This is a genomic window from Streptomyces sp. R-74717 (genome assembly GCF_047305335.1).
Classification (GTDB): domain Bacteria; phylum Actinomycetota; class Actinomycetes; order Streptomycetales; family Streptomycetaceae; genus Streptomyces; species Streptomyces atratus.
This window is the reverse complement of sequence record NZ_CP102361.1, coordinates 203,065-224,128: the sequence shown is the minus strand read 5'-3', so window position 1 is coordinate 224,128 and position 21,064 is coordinate 203,065. Positions and strand designations below refer to the sequence as shown.

Genomic DNA, 21,064 nt, shown 5'->3' with positions numbered 1-21,064 from the left:
GGAGCTCTCCTCATGACCGACTTGGCTATCGCGGCGCACGGGTTGCGCAAGTCCTACGGTGACAAGACCGTCCTCGACGGGATCGACCTGACCGTCCCGGAAGGCACGGTCTTCGCGCTGCTCGGCCCGAACGGCGCCGGCAAGACCACCGCCGTGAAGATCCTGTCCACCCTCGTCTCCGCCGACGCCGGCGACCTGCACGTCGGCGGTCACGACTTGGCCGCCGAACCGCAGGCCGTACGTGCCGCGATCGGTGTCACGGGGCAGTTCTCCGCCGTCGACGGCCTGATCACCGGCGAGGAGAACATGCTCCTCATGGCCGACCTGCACCACCTCTCCCGCAGCGAGGGCCGCCGGGTGGCCGCCGAGTTGCTGGAGCGCTTCGACCTGGTCGAGGCGGCGAAGAAGCCGGCCTCCACCTACTCCGGCGGCATGAAACGCCGCCTCGACATCGCCATGACCCTCGTCGGCAACCCCCGGATCATCTTCCTGGACGAGCCGACCACCGGCCTCGACCCGCGCTCGCGGCACACCATGTGGGGCATCATCCGCGAACTGGTCACCGATGGCGTCACCGTCTTCCTCACCACCCAGTACCTGGACGAGGCCGACGAACTCGCGGACCGGATCGCTGTGCTGAACAACGGGAAGACTGCCGCGGAGGGCACGGCCGAGGAGCTGAAGCGGCTCATCCCCGGCGGACACGTCCGCCTGCGCTTCACCGACCCCGCCGCCTACCAGAACGCAGCCGGCACCCTCGACGAGGCGACCCGCAACGACGAGGCGCTGTCGCTGCAGATCCCCAGCGACGGCAGCCAGCGCGAGCTGCGCTCCATCCTCGACTGGCTGGACTCGGCCGGTATCGAGGCCGACGAACTGACCGTGCACACCCCCGACCTCGACGACGTCTTCTTCGCCCTCACCGCCACCACCGTGCCCACCCAGCCCAAGGAGACTGTCCGATGAGCTCCCTCTCCCTCGCCGTGCGCGACTCGTCCACGATGCTGCGCCGCAACCTCCTGCACGCCCGCCGCTATCCCTCGCTCACCCTGAACCTGCTGCTGACCCCGGTCATGCTGCTCCTGCTGTTCGTCTACATCTTCGGCGACACCATGAGCGGGGGCGCGGGCCGCTCCGCCTACATCGCCTACATCGTCCCGGGCATCCTGCTGATGACCATCGGCTCCACCACCATCGGCACCGCCGTGTCGGTCTCCACCGACATGAACGAAGGCATCATCGCCCGCTTCCGCACCATGGCCATCCACCGCAGCTCCATCCTCTTCGGCCACGTCGTCGGCAGCGTCCTGCAGACCGTCATCAGCGTGATCCTCGTCGGCGCCATCGGTGTGGCCATGGGCTTCCGCTCCACCGATGCCAGCGTCCTGGAATGGCTGGCAGCCTTCGGCCTGCTCGCTTTCTTCGCCCTGGCCTTCACCTGGATCGCGGTCGGCATGGGCCTGGGCAGCCCCAACGCGGAGGCGGCCAGCAACAACGCCATGCCGCTGATCCTGCTGCCCCTCATCTCCAGTGCCTTCGTCCCCCTGAACAGCATGCCGGGCTGGTTCCAGCCGATCGCCGAGTACCAGCCCTTCACCCCCGCCATCGAGACCCTGCGCGGACTTCTCCTCGGGACCGAGATCGGCAACAACTGGTGGATCGCCCTCGCCTGGTGCCTGGGCCTGACCATCCTCGGCTACCGCTGGTCCAAGGCACAGTTCAACCGCGACCCCAAGTAACCGCCATGACAGTGCGGGCCACCCCCGCCACCCGAACCGCTCCAGGGCGGCGTACACCGACACCGCGTCGGTCGTGCGCCGCCCCTTTCGCGTCCACGAACGACGTGGATGCACCCCTGGCCATTGACGCCTACCTGCTCACTTGAGTTGGCCACTGTCAGCGGCTACCGCGTGGGTGGCGAAGGTGGTCAGGTCCTGGACAGAGAAGCGAAGTGCAGCACCTTGGGAACCCGCTGCGATTCAGGCGGTGTCGGGATCAAAGGTCCCCGATGCGTTTGCTTGCCGGGCCTGACGGTAGCGCTCCCCGGCCTCGTTGAGTCGCCGGAAGTCATCAGCGGAGAACTGTCGGACACGGGCGCGGTGCCGCCGGGCATTGGCGATCACCTGAGTGATTACTCGGACTACGCCTTCGCATACGAGGATTACGACGGCCCCAGAAGCAATGTAGAAGGCCGTCTTCGCCAGGTGGGGGTCCTGGGCGGGAGTGTGTGTTGCAGACCACTTGAGCACCTTGATCTGGGTGATCACCAGCACGCAGCAGATGGCAACCCACGCCGCGCTCGCAAGGTAGGTGCCCCACCTTCGGTTCCTCCCGACCACGCGCGCGAACAGGTCCGTGAAGTACTGGTCGAGCGCAGCCAGGTCCTCAGCTCTCGGATCTCGGTTGCCGTGAAGTGCCTGTGCCACCCTTTCGAGCAGAGCAGCATGTGAGTCGTCAGCCTGGGGCATGGCATCCGCGTAGGACTTGATCAGCGTGTACAGCTGGACCGTCCCGATCAGCAGAACGGCCAGAATCACGGTCGTGATGAGAGCGGCGTAGTCGTCGCTCATGGCCCATTTCATGTGTCCCCCATCGATCAACCAGCAGCGGTTGAAGTTACCGGCTGCCACGGGGACCCAGCATCTGGATCCATGGCCCCCAGGCGCTCAACGGTGCCTGGTCCGACGTCCTGGACCAGGCCGGCCGCGTGCTGCTTGCCCGGGTCGAGGAAGCCGCCGCCGGCGGCGAGGACAGTCCGCTGCAGAACATGCTGGCGATGTTGGCCGTGGCCTGTCGGTCCGCAGCCAACGGCAAACCCGGGGTGGCGGCAACAGCCCTGGGCTACTGCGAGACGATCGCCCTGAACCTGCAGCCGCTGCTGCTCGCTGCACCCGGCGACTGCCCGGCGCTGCTGCTCGTCCTCCTGGTCCTGCCGCACGGTGGGTCTCGCGTGCAGCGCAGCATTCGCACGAACCAGACGGCACACGGCTGCTGCTCGTGCAGCAGGCCGGCCCCGGCCGGGGCAGCGGCGGGCAACTGCTGCTCGCTGCACGGGTGCCCTGCTGCTTGCCGCGAGCACAGCTCGCAGGGCGGCAGCACGGCTGCTGCATGCAGCGCCCGCACCCATGCTGCTCACCTGCGCGTTTCCCTGTGAGTTCTCATTGATGTTGTGGTCAGTGCGAGGCTCTGACCTGTACTCCCGTAGACGTAGTGAGACGTCTGTGAAGGGTGGAAGGGGGGTATGAGGGCCTGTGACCTGGGGTGCCTCGTGGGGCCTCGACCACTGCGACGTCCTGGCGGCTCGCTTCGGCATCGACGTCATGGATCTGCCGGCCGGCCCCGCGCCCGCGTTCCAGGCCTTGCAGCTGGGTCGCGCGCAGAACGCGAACTGCTGAACAATCGCTCCTCCTCGGCTGGCAACGGACGATACCTACGTATCCCGCAGACCGGTGGCTACCACCGTTCAGACGGCACTGGTCCGCACCTGCGGTGCCAAGTGGTTGGCCCGTAGCGTTTAGCCTGGTGTCCTGGCGTGTGCTCCAGTGGTGGTGCCTTGCTCACGAAGCAAGGAAGAAACACCGGAGTGCCCACGTCAATCCGCTCCAGCAGCGCCGCGCGCAACCTTTGCCTCAAGCTGCTCATGAAGGGTCGAGACGGTCTGCCGCACGGGCGCGTCCGACCGTGGGAATAGGGCCGGGCGGCCTCGCGGGCGCCACTGCGCGAACGAGGCGGTTCTGTCGGACTCGGCGTTGAGCCGGGCCCCTTCAAGGATGGCGTCGAGCAGCCCCGGGTAGCGGGTCGATGACCGCCTTCGGGCGGTCTCCCTTCCGGGAGCCGGCCACCCCCTCCGGCATGCCGGAGGGGGTGGTGGTGGAGCCGGGCGAACAGCCGGGCGTTGCCCCGGTCGGACAGTGAGGTGGGCACGGAGGCCCTCGTCGAGGGGACCGGCACGGCGCCGGTCATGAGGTACTCCTGTCGGTTCCCCGGAACGGAAGAGGAGGCGCGTGGGCGCCGCCTCTCTGCTTCGTGCGGGTGCGGTGCCTGCGACGCGTCAGCGCGAGAGGATCAGTGAGGTCACTGTCGCGGTGAACGGTGCATGGTCGCCCTGGCGGGCGGTGATGCGTACGGTCTCGTGACCGGGCGTGGAGGCGGCGTTCGGCTCCGCCTCGATCCAGCACAGGGCGTCGAATTCGACGAATCGCGTGAATGTGGCGTCGATGCTGGTCATGACGGTCTGCCGGGGGTGCAGCGTGGAGTGGGCCGCCTGACGGGCCGCTTCCAGGAGCAGCATGCCGGGGATGTGGTCGACCGGGTGGTCGAACAGGACGGGGTGTGTCACGTCGACGCGAAACTGCCAGTGCCGGTCCGCGTTCCCGGGGGCGAGGACGACGTCCTGCGGGTCGATCCGGCCGACCTGGTCGGGCGCGAGCGGTGCCGGCAGCGGGACGGCGTCGGCCATGGCGCGGGCGGCGTCGCAGCGCGGGCCGCGCAAGCGCCTGTAGATGGCGGGTGCCTGGTTGGTGAACCGGGTCTCGGCGACCCCCATGCGACGCCCGCCCCGGACCGCCGTGGCCCGCAGTGCCATCCCGCCGAGGCGTCCGGCGCGCTTGACGATGTCGGCACACGTCAGGTGCATCTCCAGGTCGGCGGGCAGCCGCTCGTGCCGCAGCGCTTCGGCGGAGATGGTGCAGCGGAAGCGGTCCCATATCTGGCGGTGGTCCATGGGTGCCCCGTAACCGGCGTGGCTGACCAGGGGCATCGCCTGGCGGACGCTCTCGGCGAAGAGCATCGGGTCGTGCAGGCCGTGGGCAGGGGCGTAGAAGCTGTGGGACCGGGGCCACTGGGCAGGGGCGAGAAAGGAGTCCTCCCCGTTGTTCTGCCAGCCGCAGAGCAGGACTTCGGCCTGGGCGGTCTTGTGTACGTACTGACGCGGGATCGCTTTGAGAGCGGAGCTGGGACGAACGGGTTCAACGGTGGTGACAGTCACGGAACGGCCTCTCTGAGGATCTCGTACTGACGTCGGACGGCTGTGGGCACCGCAGCCGGCAGGGCATAACCTAGAGAGCGCTCTGTTTCTTTGTCGAGGGAGGATTCATGACACGCCCACAGCAGGAGCGTGCGGTAAAGACGAGGGCGGCCCTCGTCAGGGCCGCCGCGGAAGAGTTTGACCTGCACGGATTCTCCGGAACCAGCACCACCAAGATCGTCAAGCGGGCTGGTTCGACTATGGGAGCTCTTTACTTTCACTTTGACTCCAAGGACGACCTGGCCCGGGCCGTGATGGCCGAACAAGACGCAGATCTACCGGAGTTGGGAGGAACGAGCGGACTGCAGCACGTGATCGACCTCACGCTCGCCCTGGCGCGGGAGCTGCAGCGCAACGTCCTGTTTCGCGCGGGTGTGCAGCTGGCCGTCGAACAGGGCGCCTTCGGTCTGCAGGACGATGCCGCGTACCAGCTATGGATCACCAACTTCGAGGAAGAGCTCATGGTCGCCCAGGCGCTCGGTGAACTGCGTGAGGGCGTCGACCCCGCGCAGTTCGCCCGGGTCCTGGTCGGGGCCTACACCGGAACGCAGCTGCTGTCCCAGATCAGCACGGGCCGCAAGGATCTGACCGGGCGCATCGTGGAGTTGTGGTCGTACTTCCTGCCGGCCGTCGCCGCGCCCGAGGTCGTCGAAAGCCTGGACCTCACGGGCCGGGCGCCGGAGGTGTCCGAATGAGACCGTGGACCGTCGCGCTGACCGGGGCCACCGGTTTCATCGGCGCCGCCGTGCTGCGGCAGCTGGCCGGGTGCGTGGCGGCCGACGGCCGCCCGGTGCGGGTGCGCGCCCTGGTGCGCCGCGCGGACGTCGTGCTGCCGGGCGGGGGAGCGGTCGGGCAGGTCCGGGCCGACCTCACCGATCCGACGTCATTGACCGGCGTCTTCGAGGGAGCCGACGCCCTGGTCCATGCCGTGTCGTACGTCGGCAAGGACGCCGAACGGTGCGCGGCGGTCAACCTGCGGGGCACCGCCGCCGTCATGGCGGCGGCCCGCGCGGCCGGGGTCGGACGGATCGTGCACCTGTCGACCGCCGCCGTCTACGGCACCGGTCCCCACCACGGCATCGACGTCGATGGCATCGCACCCGCGCCGGTCTCCGCGGCCAGCCGCAGCCGGCTCGCCGCGGAGGGGCCCGCCCTCGACGCGGGCGCGCTGGTGCTGCGGCCGGGCCTCGTGCTCGGCGCAGGGGACCGCTGGGTCGTCCCGGCGTTCGCCGAGCTCGCCGAGCGGGTGCCGCCCGAGTGGCTCGGCGGCACGGGGCTGCAGTCCCTCGTGGACGTGGGCGACCTGGCCCGCCTCGCCGTAGCCGCCGCGACCGCACCTGACGCCGTACGGGGCGTGCACCACGCCGCTCATCCGGTGCCGGTGCCCACCGGCCGCCTCAGAGCGGCGCTGAGCGCGCACGGCCTCGTGGCGCCCGCCACTGGCAGCGCCGACTGGCAGCAGTGCCGCGCGCTCCTCGCGCGCTCCCAGGGCCGGTACGGGGAACGGCAGCTGGAGCTGCTCGCGCAGGACCACTTCTACCTGAGTGAGCGGATCTGGCGGCTGCTCGCAATGGACCCGGGGCCCGGCCCGCTGGCTCGGCTGGACGAGGCGGCGGCCCGGTACCGGGGCTTCATGGCAGGCAGTCAGGGGGCGCTCGCGGGGCCGTCCTGAAGCGCGCCGATCCCCTGCAGCGCGGTCTGCCACAGTTCGGTGAGATGCTCCTGCACGGTGGGCGAGGGCAGGAGCGTCCTGCGGGGCTGTGGCAACAGACCCGCCTCGACTCCCGCCACCAGGCTGCCGACCAGGAGCGCGGCGGACTCCGGCCGTGTGCCGGGGCGCAGTTGGTCAAGGACCTCCGCCTGGTGGAGCCGGGTGCGCACGAGGGGCAGCCAGCTGTCGCGCCAGTCCATGCGCAGCGAGGGCCGTTCGCGGGACAGCCGGGCGGCCGCCCGCGCCACGCTTTCGTCGCTCAGCAGTGTGGCGAGGGCCCGCACGATGCCGCCGACGGACTGCAGCGGGGTCTTCCCCTGCCGATCGGCCTTGTCGACGACGGTGCGCGTGACCTCGATCCCGGCGGCGCACACGGCCTGCGCCAGGGAGGCCTTGCTGGGGTAGTGGAAGGTGAGCGCTCCCATGGTGACGCCGGCGGCCTTGCAGACACGGGACAGTGACGTGCCGTCGTAACCGTGCAGAGCGAACTCCGTCGCGGCGTTGCGTACGAGCCGTCCGCGGGTCAGCGCCGCTCGCGCCTGCCCGGTGTGCCCCGCCATGCCGTTTCCCTCCTGTCGGTTCGCCTGGTTCGTTCCCGTGGCTGGACGTGCCGCGGGACGGATCCGGGCGAGGCCGGATGTCCGGTGCGGCGGGGGATGTCCCCGGCATCGGCGCCGCGTGTCAGTGCTCGCACAGGTGGCCTGATCCGAGCCCTCATCCTCTGCGTCCCGCGGCGTCGCGTACCGGGAGGCTAGGTCAACTTTCCCATGCCGTAGTCGAGTTCTTGCCAGGTCGGGCCCGGTCACTGATCCACTGCGCGTCCCGGGGACTTGCCGAAGTGGCTCGCTTTGCCGTTGACCCAGGGACTAAGAAAGAGAGTACTCTCTATGTTTAGGTGCTGGAGATCGGATCGAGAAGAGGCAGGGGAGTGGTTGTGCGTGACATCGCCGACACCCGCCGTCGCAGGCCTGTACCGGGGGACGACGCACTCCTGTCGGGGGTCGTGGACCGTCTCTTCGGTGACCTGCCGCGAGCGGACCGACGTACCCGCTCGCACGAGTACGTGACGGGCCTTTCCGGTGACACCGGGCAAGGAATCGCTGCGCCGCGTGGCCGCCGCGGTCTCCGAGTCCCCGCACGCCTCCCAGTCCCTGCGGCAGGTCTTCAACGGCAGCCCTTGGGCCTGGCAGCTGGTGCGGCGCGCGCTCGCCGACCGGATCGAGGAGCGCCGCCCGGCCCTCCTTGGAGCCTGGGGATCGCCGTGCTGCCCGAGTGCGGTGACCACTCGGCGGGCGGGCACCGGCGCTTTGTCCAGGGCGCCGACCGTACCCTCAACTGCCGGCAGGGCATCGGGCTGTTCCTCGGCTCGGTCGCTGGCCGCCAGGACGTGCCCCTCGTCGTCGACTTCACGCAGGTCCCGTACGATCCGTCGTTCCTGTCCCCAGGGCCTGTGAAGAAACCCCCGCCTGCGCTGCGACGTCTGGCACGTACGCTCGCGGCGTTGCCGAAACGTCCGAGTAGTTCCTCCCCCGGGCTCTCGGCTTCGCCCCGGCAGGGGGGACCTCCATCCAGGACGCTCCGGCGCCTTGCGATCGCACGCACCGGACGCCGCAGCGCCCGCCCTTCGGGCGGACGACGGGGGTTTCTTCACAGGCCCTCACTCGCCGCGCTCGGCACCGGCTTCGGCGCGCAGATTTTTGGCAGCACCGTCCTGCGCCTGTCCGCAGGGCCGGGCCGGCCGGTCACCGCGGGCCAACTCCTGCGCTGCGTCTCGGTGATGCGGGGCGTCGGCTCCGGGGGCGTGCCCGGCAAGGGCGGGCGCGGTCACTCGCGCGGGCGGACCTGTGCGGCAGGCCTGGGCGCGGCGTCCAGTCGGCGCCGCCCCGGCCCTGCGCGCCGATCGCCGAGCAGCCGGTCGGCGAGCGGAGCGCCCCGCGCCCGGATCCTGTTCGGCTCGAAGAAAAACAAAGAGAGCACTCTACACGCTATGCATTCTTCTCTGAAAGAGGTTTTCGCTATGGGGGCTCCAGCGATCCTGGCGGAGGACGTCTACCGCGAGGAACTGGCAAAGATCGGCGCGGAGGACGGCCGGGTGGTGTGTGTGGAAGCTCTGCCGCGCGGCGCCCGGCACCCTTTCGAGATGGCTCACCCAGACCGGTTCTTCCAGCTGGGCAGCGTCGAGAGCGCCATGGTGAGCATGGTTGAAGGGCTGGTCACCGCCGGGTTCAGGGTGTTCGTGTGCGGACTGAGCACGGGCATCGGAGCGGCGCGGCTTCCTCGGCTGGCTCTCGCCTATCTGCAGACGGGTGCGTCGGTCGTGGTGCCGGACACCCAGGCCGATCCGGCGGAGCTGCTGCGTACACCGCGCGTACAGATCGCGGCGCCGAGTGGCGTGCAGGAGATCAGGGCGGTGGTGCGCGGTGCGGCACGTTCGGGGCGGCCGTATCACATCCGCATCGGTGCGGGGGCGCCCGCCGACGTGACGGCGGACTGGGCCGGGGCCGGTGACGGGGACATCCCCTCGGTCGTCTGGGACGTCGTCGAGGACTCGGGGCATCACGCGGACGCGGGGATCTGCATGATCTCGGTCGGTGAGGACGGCACCCGGCTCGCGTTGGCGGCCCGGGAGCGGAACGCGGGGCCCGCGCACGCGCACCTGGTGTATCTCGACGACAGTCACCTGGCCGCAGCGGCGGGTGAACTGGCCCGTCGCCACGACCGGTTCGTGGTGCTCGGCGGGCATCGGGGGCCGGACGGGGTGCGGGAGCGACTGAGCCGGCTGATGCCCGGCTGCGACGTGCTGGAGGTGTCGCTGAGCGGTGAACTTGCCGCCGACGCCGACCAGGTGCTCTCGACCGTCAAAGGGCTGAGGCGATGAGCGGGCGCCGGGGCGGCCGAACGCGGTCGCTCCGGGCGGGGCCGGATCCCGGATCAGCCGCCGCGCGGCGACTCCAGGAGTTCGGACCGGGCCAGCAGATAGGCGAGATGGGCCCGGCTGCGGCTCCCGACCAGGTCCGACGCCTTTTTGATGTGGTGGGACACGGTCCTGCTGCTGATGCCGAGGCGCTTGCCTATCCCCGCGTCCGTGTGGCCTTCGACCATGAGCTGCAGCACGGCCCGGCGGGTCTCGTCCGTCAGCAGCGGGGGCCTGCTGTGGTCCTGGCTGATGGTGACCGGCTCGGCGCGCTGCCAGGCGTGGTCGAAGACCTTGACGAGGTAGTGGATGAGCGCCGGATGCTCAACGGCCAGCGCGGTCGTCTGCTGGTCGTAGCGGGGGTCCGGGATGAAGGCGATGGAGCGGTCGTAGACGATGAGCCGGTCGACGACTTCGTCCAGCGTGCGCACCTGGGCGCCGGCGCTCGTCACCCGCTCGATGTAGGCGAGCGTCGGGCCGTGCGCGCGCACCGAGTGCTGGTAGAGCGTGCGCTGCCGCACGCCACGGCTGTTCAGCCGCAGCGTGCGGGGCAGGGTCTTGCCGAGGGCATCGGGGTCACGGGCCCCGCCGGGATGGGCTGTCAGAAGCTCTTCGCTGCAGGCCTCCGAGGCCCTTTCGAGCGCCGCGTAGATGACGTCAGCACCGTGCAGCAGGCGCACGGCCGCGGCCGAGGTGCGCTGTTGGGTGCGGTACACGTCCTCGGCCGCGGACAGCGCGTCGTAAATGCCCGCCACCGTGTGCTGCTGGGCCAGGATGGCGCGCTCCAACGGGCGGGTGAGGTCGTGGGACGCGATGTCGGGCGGCACGGCGACCCAGCGGTTGCCGGTTTCGTCCTGTCGTCGCATCAGGCCCAACTCGGTCAGACAGTCCGGGACTTCGTCGGACGTGAGGCCCTCCGCCAGCGCGCGGCGGTAGCAGTCCAGCCCTCGCTCGCACAGAGGTACGACGTTCGGTTGTGGGCTTATGTCCGGATCTCTGCACACTTTTTCCCCTTGCTGATTCCCGCAATGCGCGATCCCGAGCCTACCCGTCCATGGATTCCAGTCTTTTGCGCGCCATGCTGTTTGATGCGGAAGGGCGCGGTGCCATTTCCGTCGAGCGGAAGGGATGGAAATGCAAAGGGAGACGGTTTCGGCCTTATCGCTTCACGGGGTGTCCGCGCCTCTTGCGGAATCCGGCGACGACGAGAACTGGGGTTTCGTTCCCGAGTAGGGCGGCGGCCAGGTGAACCGGGAATCGGAATACGACACATAATTCACATTCGCGGGGGGGCAGTGGGCGTGAGCCGTGACGAGGAAACAGTTGGCATCATTCTGGCCGGCGGCAGGGGCGAGCGGGCCAAACCGATCACTCTCAAATCCTCGGACTACATCCGGAGCAAGGCGCTCATCCCGTTCGTCGGACGACGTCTGGCCGAGTGGATGATGGACGCCTGCCGAGCGCAGGGCGTGCGTCGGTTCTACGTCGTGACCCACGGCCTCGAGAACCGCAATCAGATCAAGCTCCTGCTGGGCCACGGTGAGCGTTTCGGGGTCGACATCACCTACTCGCGTTCCCGGTTCGACCGGTACAACGTGGGCTCGGCCGGTGCCACGCTGCACAACCTGGAGCAGTGGGACCTGCAGGGCCGTGCGCTGGTACTGCCCATCGACTCGCTCTTCGACTTCGACCTGGCGGCGATGGAGGCGACACACAGCGCCGAGGAAGCGGTGGTCACGGTCGCGTCCGTGGCCCGCACTGCTGCGGAGATCGCCGGCAAGTACGGCGTCATGCGGACCGACGAACGTGGTCTGGTCCAGGGCTTCGTGGAGAAGCCCGCCATCGGGGAACTGGGTTCGCTCTTCCCGCGGACGGCCGACGATCCGACCGCGACCCTGGCGACCAACGCCGGGATGTACTTGGTGGACTGCGGTCGCCTTCGGATGCTCGCCCGCGAGCCGGAGCTCTTCCGGCAGTCCCACCAGCGCCTGGACTGGGGCGGCGATCTCCTGCCCCACCTCGTCGAACGAGGTGTACCGGTGGCCACCCACATCATCGGGCGCCTGGGCGACATGGGCAATGTGCCCGACTACCTGCAGACGGTCCAGCTCGTGCTCAACGGCGCGTACGAGCAGATGAACCGGCTGATGGCAGCCCCCGACCGGACGGATCCGCGCTGCTGGATCCACGAGACCAGCCTGCAGACGAAGGACGACGTCGCCGGCACCACGCTGGCCCAGAAGATCGAGGACGGCTCGGTCGTCATCGGCCCGGGCGTCCGGATCGGCCGCGATGTCGAGATCGGACCCGGAGTGCGCCTGGAGCACACGGACGTCGGCGACGGAGCCGAGATCCGTGAGGGCGCCACCCTCGCCCGGTCGGCGGTGGGGGAGTCGGCGGTGGTCGGCAGCTGGGCCGACATCACCGACACCTACATAGGCCCCATGGCCCAAGTGCTCTCGGAGCGCGTCAGGCCACTGCGGTTGGAGCAGTTCTCGGCCATCGGCGACGGAGCCGTGCTCTGGCCGGGATCACGATTCTGCGGGGTCACCGTGTACCCCCGACTGCGGGTTCCGGCGCTGGCCGGCGTACCTGCACAGACCGAGCTCAGGCGCGCTGACGACATCCTGCGTTGGGTGTGACGGCGCTCATCCCTGGAGGGGACCATGCAAAGCCCCATTGCAGTCATCGGAGGGGCCGGCCGGACGGGCGTGATCATCACACGCCGACTGCTCGAGGAAGGCCACCAAGTACGAGTGATCAGCCGCGACCCGGAGCGCGCAGTGCTGCCACTCGGAGTGGAGAAACACCGTGCCGACGTGCGGTACACGGACTCACTGGGCCCCGCGCTGCGTGGATGTTCCGGCATCGTGTTCACCGTCGAGCCGGGCACCGCCGACTCGGGTCCGCACAGCCCCGAGACCACGGTCTACGACGGGGTGCGCAACGCGCTCGCCGCGGCCGCCGACGGCGGACAGCGCCCGCACGTCGTGCTGGTCAGCCAGATCTTCGTGACGCGACGCGAGCACCCGATGAACGCCTACGGACGGCTGCTCGACTGGCGGCTGCGCGGCGAGGACGAGGTGCGTGCCTCGGGGCTGCCCTACACCGTCGTACGTCCCAGCTGGCTGACGGACAGCGACGTCGCGGGCTCCCGGGTGCGTCTGGAGCAGCACGACCGCGGTAACGGCTGGGTCTCGAGGAAGTCGGTGGCGGAGGCATGCGTGCAGTCCCTGCGCCTGCCGGCCGCGGGTGGCAGGACCTTCGAGCTCTACAACGAACCCGGGGGGGAGCCCACCGACTGGGGTCCACTGTTCGACCGGCTGATCCCCGACCGGATCCCCGCGTATCTGGGACCGGTCCACTGACGGACGCCTGAGCGCCCCCTGCACGGCGAGGCGGAGCCCCTGATCGGCTCGCCCCGCTCAAGACCTGCCGGGCATTCCCCCGTCACCGGCAGGCAGGGACACGGGGCCGGTGCGAGTGCCGTCGCACCGCCCGCCGGCCCCGTGTCCACCTCCGCGCTTTTCAGCTTTGGCCGCCATTGTTGCGCCGTCGCCTGCCCATGCCCGGCACGCGGCTGTGAGGCCTGCCCGGATTCGGTGGTCCTCGGTTCCCGCAGCACGGATCTGTGGCTCACCGGGATGTGGCTCACATATTTGATGGAGAGGGGAGAACGGTGTCCGCAGAAGACCAGCAGACGCTTCCCGACGACATTTCACAGAATGAATTCACTGAGGTTCTGTCTGCGCTGCGTTCAATTCCGCGAAGTGATCAGAGGCGCTGGGGAGAACTGTACGTGCGCGGGCTGCTCGCGGTCCGGGGAAAGAAGACCATGCGTGCTCTCGCCAATGGCGCGGGCAGTGGGGCCGAGCAGAGCCTGTACCAGTTCATCAGTAAGTCGCCGTGGGACGTCGATCCGGTGCGCGGTGACCTGGCGCGGCTGCTCATCGAGCGCGCGCATCCCCGCGCCTGGGTGGTGCAGCCCCTCGTGATCACGAAGGTGGGCCAGCACTCGGTCGGCGTGGAGCGGCAGTGGGTCTCTCAGATCGGACGGATCGTCAACTGCCAGCAGGCGATGAGCGTCTGGCTCGCCGGGGACCGGGGGAGCTGCCCCGTGGACTGGCAACTGGCGCTGCCCGAGTGCTGGACGGACCAGGAGGACATGCGCCGCCGTGCCTCCATCCCCACCGATGTCGGATCGTGCCCGCCCGAGCAGTGTGCCGTCGACTCAGTGAGCAAGATGTCGCAGGAGTGGGGGCTGCGCGGCCGGCCGGTGGTGATGGATCTGCGGGAGACGGCACCTCATCCGGTCTGCGCAGAGCTGGTGGCCCGTCAGATCCCGTTCGTCGTCCGGGTCGACCCGTCCTCCATCGCGCCGGTGCCACCCGGCCCGAAGCCCGCGCCGGGCGGGCCCGCCGACAAAGCGGGCGGATGGGTGGGCTCGGCCGGGCTGCTCTCCGCGCTGCACAAGCAACGCATGCCGGTGGAATGGTTCGACCACACGGCGCAGACCATGCGCGCCACCTCGGTGGGCGCTGCCCGCGTCGCGCTGCGCAAGGGCTCCACCGCTCTCGGGCAGCCGGAACGGCTGGACCTCGTGCTGCTGGCTGCCTGGGCGGACCCCGGCCGGCGTTCCCCGAGCGAATTCTGGCTCTCCAACCTCGCGCAGTCGCAGCTCGGCACCGTGTACCGCACGGCCATGCTCTCGCGGCGCGTGGAGCGCGATCTGGCGGAGGTGAGCGACGGCCTCGGCATCCGCGACTTCGAGGGCCGGTCGTACCGAGGCTGGCACCACCACATGACGATGGTGTCCCTGGCGCATGCCGTCACGGTGCTCTCGCCGTCCCGCGCGCAGGACCCGCTCCCGCCCACGGACCGGGCCGCGCTCGCACCGGCACGAGACACGAAAGTGAGCGCCGTATGACCGGGACCAGTCATCGCACCGTGACGCCCTGGCGATCCGACGGGCTGACCGCCGAGGACCTGGACCTGATGGTCGACGAGCTGTGCCGGCTCCTGCCGACCTGGCTGCCCGGCCAACGCTGGTACGCAGGCAAGGGCCATGGCCTCTGCGAGGTCCGGCCCATCCTCGCGGAGGTCGTCGTACCTGGCACACCCGCGCTGTTGCAGACCGTGTTCCGAACCGACGACGGCGAGTGCTACCAGCTTCTCGTCGGCGCTGGGCCCGGCCCGGCCGATGCCGGCACGGGTGTGTCCGCCGAATCCGTCATCGGCAGCAGCCGCACGTCGGACGGGCTGCGGGTGACGCTCTACGAGGCGAGCTCCGACCCCGATCTGCTGTCCGGACTGCTCAAGCGCTTCGTCGCGGCCGAGCCGTGCGGAGCGCTCGAGTACCACCACGTCCCCGGGGCGACGATCCCGGCCGGACTGCGGGCCAGACCGCTCACCGGGGAGCAGTCCAATACTTCGGTGGCCTTCGGCGACCGGGCGATGCTCAAGGTGCTGCGCCGCGTCATGCCGGGTGCCAATACCGAGCTGGAGATGCTGGCCGCACTGGAGCGGGCCGGCGACGTGCCGAGCGCGGCGCCGCTGGCCTGGGCGCAGACCGCCGGGCGCTACGGCGCGGAGCCGACCACGCTGTGCATCCTCCAGGAGTTCGTGCCCTCGCGCGGGGACGGCTGGAGCATCGCCACGGCGGAGGCGGAAGCCTGCATTCGTGGAGCGTGCGAATCCGTCGCGCCGCTGGGAGGCTTTTCGGACGATGCGTTCGCCCTGGGGCAGGCCACGGCCCAGGTGCACAGGGCGCTCGCACAGCAACTGGAGGCCCGCCCCCTGAGCCTGCCGGAAGCCGTGGAGCTGACCGACGCCCTCGTGGCCCGGCTCGACGACGCTCTCGTCGAGGTGCCCGACATCACTCCCTACGCGCGCGGGCTGCACACGGCGTATCAGGACCTGCGCGAGGTGGTGCGGCGCGGCAACCCGCTGCCGATCCAGCGCATCCATGGCGACCTCCATCTGGGACAGGCACTGCGGGCCGCGGACGGGTGGGTTCTGATCGACTTCGAGGGCGAGCCGGGGCATCCCTTCGAGGAACGGCGCCACCTGCAGCCGGCGGTCCGCGACGTCGCCGCCATGCTGCGGTCCTTCGACTACGCGGCGCATCACGCGCTCGGTGAGATCCTCGGCATCCCGCCCGGGGAGCAGACCTCTCGCGATCTTCGGGGCACGCGCCTGGCGCGCAGGGCCTCGGCCTGGGCCGTCCACAGCCGGCGCGCCTTCTGCGCCGGCTATACCGCGGCAGGTGGTCAGGATCCGCGCACGAGCCCCGTGCTCCTACGGGCGTTCGAGGCCGACAAAGCCGTGTACGAGGCGCTCTACGAGGCCCGCAACCGACCCGAGTGGCTGCCCATACCGCTCGCCGCGGTGCGCCGGCTCGCGCACGGCAGCCGGTTCGTGGGCTGACTTTGCGGCAGCGCCGGCGAGAGGAGAGGGACGTGGCAGTGGCCACAGACACGAACGACCTGGACGGCGCAGACGTCGCGGTGGTCGGAGGCGGCCCTGCCGGCCTGTCCGCCGCGCTTCAACTAGCGCGCTACGGACGCCGGGTGCTGGTCTTCGACACCGGGCAAGGGCGCTCGACCCATCACCAGACGAACCGCAACTACCTCGGGTTCCCCGACGGCATCGCCACCACGGAGCTGCGCGACCTGGGCAGGCGCCAGCTGGCCCACTACCCGCACGTCCGCATCGCCGCGCACCGCGTGACGGGTGTGGTGGGCGATGCACGGCGGGGTTTCACGGTCCAGGCGCAGGGCCATGTGTGGTGGGCCAGGACGGTGGTGCTCGCCACCGGTGTGCTCGACCACTTCCCGCACTTCCCGGACTGGCAGGCATACGTGGGCCGCTCGATGTTCTGGTGCATTGCCTGCGACGGCTACGAGAACCGTGGGCGCCGCATCCTCGTCGTGGGACACACCGACGCGGCCGCGGGTGAGGCCATGCAACTGCACAGCCTCACCGAACAGGTCCGGCTGCTCACCAACAGCCGCAGGGACGACATCAGTCCGCGCTTCAGACGCCGGCTCGCCGCTGCGGGTGTACCGATCGTGCACGACCGCATCAAGGCGGCCGAGGGTACGGACGGCCGGCTGTCGGCCATCGTGACGCGGGGCGGTGAACGCCTCCCGCTGGACGCCCTGTTCTCCATCCAGGGCGCCACACCGGAGACGGCCGTGGCCCGCGGTCTCGGTGTCCGGCTCAACGCGCAGGGCTATGTGGAAGTGGACACGGAGCAGTACACGTCGGTCCCCGGCGTGTACGCGGCGGGGGACATCACAGCGCCGCATTCCCACCAGGTCTCGGCGGCGGTGCAGGAAGGGGCGCAGGCCGCCTCCGCGGCCAACTACTTCCTATATCCACCGGAGTTGAAGGCTAACTGAAAGCGGTGACGCCTCCGGAGCGACAGTTCAGAAAGTCGTTTTTCCTTCTTTGCCCTTCTCGATGGCCGCTGGACATGATGAATGGGCCCGTCCAAAGGAGAATCCGATGATCCACCAGTTCATTCTGGCGGCGCCCAAGCCGGGCATGACCGCACAGGAATTCCAGGACTACTGGGTAAATGTCCACGCGGTGCAGTACGCATCAAAGATTCCGCAGATCCGCAAGTACATGGTCGACACGGTGGTGGACATCGAGGGAAACCTCGGTGAGCCGGCGCTGCCCCACCAGGGCATCGCCGAGATCTTCCTGGCCAACGGCGAGGAGCAGTTGGCCTCGCTGCAGACCGAGGAGTTCCTGCAGGGCGCCCGTCTCGACGAGCCCAACTGGGCCGCGTTCTGGCAGACCATCGTCGTCGACACCACCGCGCACGAGATCGTTCCCGGCCCGCCGCCGGCCAGGGGGCAAAAGTGGGTCAAGCTCACCGTGCTGCAGAAGAGGCGCCCGGGCCTCTCCCTCGACGACTACCGCAAGCAGACCCTCGACTCGTACGCCTCGGTCGTCAAGGGCAGCCCGGGGCTGCGGCGCTACCTGCACGCCCACACCGTGGACGGCGCCTACGTCTTCGGTGAAGCGGCCTTCGACAGTGTCGAGCAGCTGTGGTTCGACGACGTGAACGCCCTTGAGGAAGCGCTGCGTTCGCCCTACTTCACCGAGCAGGTGAAGGCCGCGCGCGACGAGATCGTCGACGAGAAGTACGTCTTCTCCCTCGCGGCGAAGGAGAACTGGATCATCGGCCCGCAGGCCCGCTGATCCCCCTGATCCGGTGGCTGAGGCGCCGCCCCCTTCCGTCGCGGCGCCCGGCCACCCATCCCGAACCGATGACCGAAGGAGTCGGCGTGCCCAGGAAGAACGCCAAGAAGATCCTCGTAATCCTGTCGGAGTACGGCTACTGGGGCGAGGAGCTCGTCGGGCCCCTGCACCACTTCGACCAGCGGGGCTACGAGGTGGAGTTCGCCACCCCGACCGGGAAGCGTGCGCACGCGCTGCCGCCGTCGATGGACCCCGAGTACATCGACCCGCCGCTCGGCCGCTCGGTCACCTCCGAGGAGGTCGCGAAGCTCACCGGGGAGGTCGACGCCTCCGAGCGCCTGGACGACCCGATCGACATCTCCAGCTGGATCCCGGAGCGTCCCTACACGGCGGACGACGACTACCTGCGCAAGCTGGAGGCCCACCACCGGGCAATCGACGTGGTGGCGCAGGAGCTCGAGGACTACGACGCGCTGCTCATCGTCGGCGGTTCGGGCCCGGTCGTGGACCTCGCCAACAACGAGCGGGTGCACCAGATCATCCTGTCCTTCCTGCGCGCCGACAAGCCGATCGCGGCCGAGTGCTACGGCGTCGCGCCGCTGGCCTTCGCCCGCGACTGGGAGGACCGCACGTCCATCATCTGGGGCAAGCACGTCACGGGCCACTGCAAGGAGTACGACTACAAGGACGGGACCGGTTTCCTCGGCACCGACTTCGTGATCGGCCCGCCGCCGTACCCGCTGGAGTACATCCTGCGCGACGCCACCGGCCCCGAGGGCCGCTACCACGGGAACTTCGGCAAAGAGACCTCGGTGATCGTGGACTACCCGTTCATCACCGGGCGTTCGACGCCGGATTCCTATCTGACCGGAGAAAAGGTCGTCATGGTGCTCGAGGACGGCCTGCGCCGCTTCGGCTGGTAATTCGCGGCAACGATTGAGAAATCGAGAGAAGGCAGACATGGCCAGGCAGGGCAATGCGGCGATCATCGAGCAGTTCATCGCCGATGGAATTCCCTTCATGTTCGGCAACCCAGGAACGGTCGAGCAGGGATTCCTGGACGCGCTGGAGGACTATGACGACCTTCAGTACATCCTGACCCTGCAGGAGACCGTTGCGGTCGGAATCGCGGACGGCTACGCCCGCGCCACGGGCCGGCCCGCGCTCCTGCAGCTGCACAGCGGGGTCGGTCTGGGCAATGCCATCGGCATGCTCTATCAGGCCAAGCGCGGCCACTCGCCGATCCTGACGATCGCGGGTGAGTCGGGCGTCCAGTACGAGTCCATGGACGCCCAGATGGCAGCCGATCTGGTCGCCATGGCGAAGCCCGTGACCAAGTACGCGACTCGGGTCACCGACCCGCGTTCGGTGCTGCGGGTGCTGCGGCGGGCGATGAAGATGGCGATGACGCCTCCGATGGGCCCGGTCTTCGTGGCGCTTCCTCTCGATGTGCTCGACGCTCTCAACACCGAGCAGATCGTGCCGACTTCCGCTCCCCGTACCCGCAGCGCCCCGGCCGACACGCTCGTGGCGCAGGCGGCGCGGTTGCTGACCGGTGCCGAGAGGCCGGTCGTCCTCGTGGGCGACGGCGTCTCGGCATCCGGTGCCCAGGAAGAACTGGTGCGGGTGGCCGAGCAGTTGGGCGCCGACATATACGGCGTCAACTACTCCGAGGTGAACCTGGACGTCACGCACCCGCTCTACCGCGGAGACCTGGGCCACATGTTCGGCGCCGTCAGCACGGCCGCAGTCAAGGACGCCGACGTGGTCCTGATCGTCGGCACGTACACCTTCCCCGAGGTCTTCCCAGACACCGGTGACCCCTTCCGTGCCAACGCCCGGATCGTCCACATCGACCTCGACGACTACGAGATAGCCAAGAACCACCCGGTCACTCTCGGTCTGGTCGCCGATCCGAAGGAGACGCTCTCCGCACTCTCCGCGCAACTGGTCGAGAAGCTGTCCGAGCTCGACCAGGTGGCAGCGTCCGAACGTCTCCAGACCCGCCGCAGGGAACTGCCCACCGAGGTGACGGACGACGGGTCGCTGCTCCACGCCTTCCTGCGGGAACTGGCCGGCCAGGTCCCCGACGACGTGGTGATCTTCGACGAGGCACTGACCGCCTCCGGCGCGCTCAACGCCCATCTGCCGGGTCGCCGGCCGGGCCACTGGTTCTCGACGCGCGGTGGTTCGCTCGGTGTCGGCATCCCCGGAGCGATGGGGATCAAGCTGGCTCACCCGGACAAGACCGTGATCGGCTTCACCGGCGACGGCGGCTCCATGTACACCTTCCAGGCGCTCTACACCGCCGTACGGCACGGCATCGGCGCCAAGTTCGTCATCTGCAACAACCGCAGCTACAAGCTGCTCGACAACAACATCGAGCAGTACTGGCGGGAGCGGGACGTCGCACCGCACGCGTACCCGACGCCGTTCGATCTCTCCCACCCCGATCTGGGCTTCGCGCAGATCGCCGAGGGATTCGGAGTCGAGGCCCTGCGGGTCGACGACCACGGCCAGGTCGACTACGCGGTCAAGCGGATGCTCGCGGACGACAAGCCGTTTCTCATCGACCTGCGGACCACCGAAGGGGGAGACCGTGGCTGACGTACCGTCCCGTGACGGGGTGCTCAGCGGGCGGAAGATCGCGATCCTGGCGGAGAGCGACTTCTATGAGCCCGAAATCGCCTACTACCAGCGCCGGTTCGCCGAGGAAGGCGCTCAGGTCGACTTCGTCACCAGGATGTGGGGAAACAAGTCGATCACCTTCACCGGCCATGAGCACCGGGCTCCGCTGACGGTGACACGCAGCCTGGAGGACCTGAACGATCGGCGGCTGCGCGAGTACAGCACGCTGATCGTTCCTTCCGGCATGGTCGCCGACCGGCTGCGCTACACCGAGGACGTCGAACAACTCGCGCCTGCCACGGACTTGCTGCGCCGGGCCTTCGCCCGGTCGGGAGTGGTCAAGGGGATCATCTGCCACGGCATGTGGCTGGCCTCGTCGATTCCGTATGTCGTCCGCGGACGCAAGGTGGTCTGCCACAACAACCTGCTCGGCGACGTACGGAACATGGGCGCCAACTACGTCGACCAGGACGTCGTCGTCGACGGGGACCTGGTGACTGCCCGCACAGGCGACCACTGCCATCTGTTCGCGAGGACCATCATCGACGAACTCGTACTGCGAGGGGCGTGA

20 protein-coding genes are annotated in these 21,064 nt (G+C 69.2%); 15 read left to right on the top strand and 5 right to left on the bottom strand.

Features of this window, described 5'->3' with window-relative positions; genetic code table 11:
- The first annotated feature begins 12 nt into the window (after positions 1-12).
- Positions 13-966: an ATP-binding cassette domain-containing protein gene (locus tag NRF20_RS01170; RefSeq protein ID WP_398633582.1), complete on the top strand. Its 954-nt coding sequence runs from the start codon at positions 13-15 to the stop codon at positions 964-966.
- A complete protein-coding gene (locus NRF20_RS01165) occupies positions 963-1,739 on the top strand; it encodes an ABC transporter permease (RefSeq protein ID WP_398633583.1) in 777 nt (258 codons plus the stop codon). The genes NRF20_RS01170 and NRF20_RS01165 overlap by 4 nt, the downstream gene beginning before the upstream one ends.
- Positions 1,740-1,979: 240 nt before the next feature.
- Here NRF20_RS01165 and NRF20_RS01160 read toward each other — a convergent pair whose 3' ends face one another.
- The gene (locus NRF20_RS01160) at positions 1,980-2,570 is read right to left on the bottom strand and encodes a hypothetical protein (RefSeq protein WP_398633584.1); all 591 of its coding nucleotides are present in this window, start codon (positions 2,568-2,570) and stop codon (positions 1,980-1,982) included.
- A 137-nt stretch (positions 2,571-2,707) separates the two neighbouring features.
- On the opposite strand from NRF20_RS01160, the gene NRF20_RS01155 reads away from it, so the two are divergent.
- Complete coding sequence (locus NRF20_RS01155) at positions 2,708-3,154, top strand: hypothetical protein (protein ID WP_398633585.1); 447 nt, start codon at positions 2,708-2,710, stop codon at positions 3,152-3,154.
- An 897-nt stretch (positions 3,155-4,051) separates the two neighbouring features.
- On the opposite strand, the gene NRF20_RS01150 is transcribed toward NRF20_RS01155, so the two are convergent.
- The gene (locus NRF20_RS01150; protein WP_413751795.1) at positions 4,052-4,987 is read right to left on the bottom strand and encodes a ScbA/BarX family gamma-butyrolactone biosynthesis protein; all 936 of its coding nucleotides are present in this window, start codon (positions 4,985-4,987) and stop codon (positions 4,052-4,054) included.
- Positions 4,988-5,094: 107 nt separating this feature from the next.
- Between NRF20_RS01150 and NRF20_RS01145 the strand changes: the two genes are divergently transcribed.
- Together NRF20_RS01145 and NRF20_RS01140 are read left to right on the top strand one after the other, a co-directional pair.
- Positions 5,095-5,721 carry a ScbR family autoregulator-binding transcription factor gene (locus tag NRF20_RS01145; protein ID WP_413751794.1) on the top strand — a complete coding sequence of 209 codons (627 nt, stop codon included), beginning with the start codon at positions 5,095-5,097 and terminating at the stop codon, positions 5,719-5,721.
- Entirely contained in the window at positions 5,718-6,698 is a 981-nt protein-coding gene (locus tag NRF20_RS01140) for an NAD-dependent epimerase/dehydratase family protein (protein WP_398633588.1), read from the top strand. The genes NRF20_RS01145 and NRF20_RS01140 overlap by 4 nt, the downstream gene beginning before the upstream one ends.
- Here NRF20_RS01140 and NRF20_RS01135 read toward each other — a convergent pair.
- Complete coding sequence (locus NRF20_RS01135; protein ID WP_398633589.1) at positions 6,671-7,297, bottom strand: TetR family transcriptional regulator; 627 nt, start codon at positions 7,295-7,297, stop codon at positions 6,671-6,673. The genes NRF20_RS01140 and NRF20_RS01135 overlap by 28 nt on opposite strands.
- A gap of 1,264 nt (positions 7,298-8,561) precedes the next feature.
- Complete coding sequence (locus tag NRF20_RS01130; protein WP_413751793.1) at positions 8,562-8,714, bottom strand: hypothetical protein; 153 nt, start codon at positions 8,712-8,714, stop codon at positions 8,562-8,564.
- A gap of 40 nt (positions 8,715-8,754) precedes the next feature.
- Here NRF20_RS01130 and NRF20_RS01125 point away from each other — a divergent pair, with 40 nt between their 5' ends.
- A complete protein-coding gene (locus NRF20_RS01125) occupies positions 8,755-9,615 on the top strand; it encodes a transketolase (RefSeq protein ID WP_398633590.1) in 861 nt (286 codons plus the stop codon).
- Between the two features lie 53 nt (positions 9,616-9,668).
- Here NRF20_RS01125 and NRF20_RS01120 read toward each other — a convergent pair whose 3' ends face one another.
- Complete coding sequence (locus NRF20_RS01120) at positions 9,669-10,655, bottom strand: LuxR C-terminal-related transcriptional regulator (RefSeq protein WP_413751792.1); 987 nt, start codon at positions 10,653-10,655, stop codon at positions 9,669-9,671.
- A 297-nt stretch (positions 10,656-10,952) separates the two neighbouring features.
- Between NRF20_RS01120 and NRF20_RS01115 the strand changes: the two genes are divergently transcribed.
- The 9 genes from NRF20_RS01115 to NRF20_RS01075 all read left to right on the top strand — a co-directional run bounded on the left by NRF20_RS01115 (position 10,953) and on the right by NRF20_RS01075 (position 21,064).
- Entirely contained in the window at positions 10,953-12,293 is a 1,341-nt protein-coding gene (locus NRF20_RS01115) for a sugar phosphate nucleotidyltransferase (protein ID WP_398633592.1), read from the top strand.
- Positions 12,294-12,317: 24 nt separating this feature from the next.
- On the top strand, positions 12,318-13,019 hold the full coding sequence (locus NRF20_RS01110) for an SDR family oxidoreductase (RefSeq protein ID WP_398633593.1): 702 nt from the start codon (positions 12,318-12,320) through the stop codon (positions 13,017-13,019).
- Positions 13,020-13,282: 263 nt separating this feature from the next.
- On the top strand, positions 13,283-14,578 hold the full coding sequence (locus tag NRF20_RS01105) for an IS701 family transposase (protein WP_413751791.1): 1,296 nt from the start codon (positions 13,283-13,285) through the stop codon (positions 14,576-14,578).
- Positions 14,575-16,077: a maltokinase N-terminal cap-like domain-containing protein gene (locus NRF20_RS01100; RefSeq protein WP_413751790.1), complete on the top strand. Its 1,503-nt coding sequence runs from the start codon at positions 14,575-14,577 to the stop codon at positions 16,075-16,077. The genes NRF20_RS01105 and NRF20_RS01100 overlap by 4 nt, the downstream gene beginning before the upstream one ends.
- A 32-nt stretch (positions 16,078-16,109) precedes the next feature.
- Positions 16,110-17,054 (top strand): NAD(P)/FAD-dependent oxidoreductase, encoded by a 945-nt coding sequence (locus NRF20_RS01095; RefSeq protein ID WP_398633596.1) that lies wholly within the window; start codon positions 16,110-16,112, stop codon positions 17,052-17,054.
- Between the two features lie 106 nt (positions 17,055-17,160).
- Positions 17,161-17,865: an EthD domain-containing protein gene (locus tag NRF20_RS01090; protein ID WP_413751789.1), complete on the top strand. Its 705-nt coding sequence runs from the start codon at positions 17,161-17,163 to the stop codon at positions 17,863-17,865.
- An 86-nt stretch (positions 17,866-17,951) separates the two neighbouring features.
- Positions 17,952-18,788, top strand: a complete 837-nt coding sequence (locus NRF20_RS01085) for a type 1 glutamine amidotransferase domain-containing protein (protein WP_413751788.1) — start codon at positions 17,952-17,954, stop codon at positions 18,786-18,788.
- Positions 18,789-18,825: 37 nt separating this feature from the next.
- Positions 18,826-20,472, top strand: a complete 1,647-nt coding sequence (locus NRF20_RS01080; protein ID WP_398633599.1) for a thiamine pyrophosphate-binding protein — start codon at positions 18,826-18,828, stop codon at positions 20,470-20,472.
- Positions 20,465-21,064 (top strand): DJ-1/PfpI family protein, encoded by a 600-nt coding sequence (locus NRF20_RS01075; protein WP_398633600.1) that lies wholly within the window; start codon positions 20,465-20,467, stop codon positions 21,062-21,064. Before NRF20_RS01080 ends, NRF20_RS01075 begins: the two co-directional genes overlap by 8 nt.

Excerpts from the sequence above, each read along its gene's own strand:
- NRF20_RS01080 (WP_398633599.1), top strand. The coding sequence starts at position 18,826 with ATGGCCAGGCAGGGCAATGCGGCGATCATCGAGCAGTTCATCGCCGAT.
- NRF20_RS01135 (WP_398633589.1), bottom strand. The coding sequence starts at position 7,297 with ATGGCGGGGCACACCGGGCAGGCGCGAGCGGCGCTGACCCGCGGACGG.
- NRF20_RS01125 (WP_398633590.1), top strand. The coding sequence starts at position 8,755 with ATGGGGGCTCCAGCGATCCTGGCGGAGGACGTCTACCGCGAGGAACTG.
- NRF20_RS01100 (WP_413751790.1), top strand. The coding sequence starts at position 14,575 with ATGACCGGGACCAGTCATCGCACCGTGACGCCCTGGCGATCCGACGGG.
- NRF20_RS01145 (WP_413751794.1), top strand. The coding sequence starts at position 5,095 with ATGACACGCCCACAGCAGGAGCGTGCGGTAAAGACGAGGGCGGCCCTC.
- NRF20_RS01165 (WP_398633583.1), top strand. The coding sequence starts at position 963 with ATGAGCTCCCTCTCCCTCGCCGTGCGCGACTCGTCCACGATGCTGCGC.
- NRF20_RS01110 (WP_398633593.1), top strand. The coding sequence starts at position 12,318 with ATGCAAAGCCCCATTGCAGTCATCGGAGGGGCCGGCCGGACGGGCGTG.
- NRF20_RS01170 (WP_398633582.1), top strand. The coding sequence starts at position 13 with ATGACCGACTTGGCTATCGCGGCGCACGGGTTGCGCAAGTCCTACGGT.
- NRF20_RS01160 (WP_398633584.1), bottom strand. The coding sequence starts at position 2,570 with ATGAGCGACGACTACGCCGCTCTCATCACGACCGTGATTCTGGCCGTT.
- NRF20_RS01090 (WP_413751789.1), top strand. The coding sequence starts at position 17,161 with ATGATCCACCAGTTCATTCTGGCGGCGCCCAAGCCGGGCATGACCGCA.
- NRF20_RS01140 (WP_398633588.1), top strand. The coding sequence starts at position 5,718 with ATGAGACCGTGGACCGTCGCGCTGACCGGGGCCACCGGTTTCATCGGC.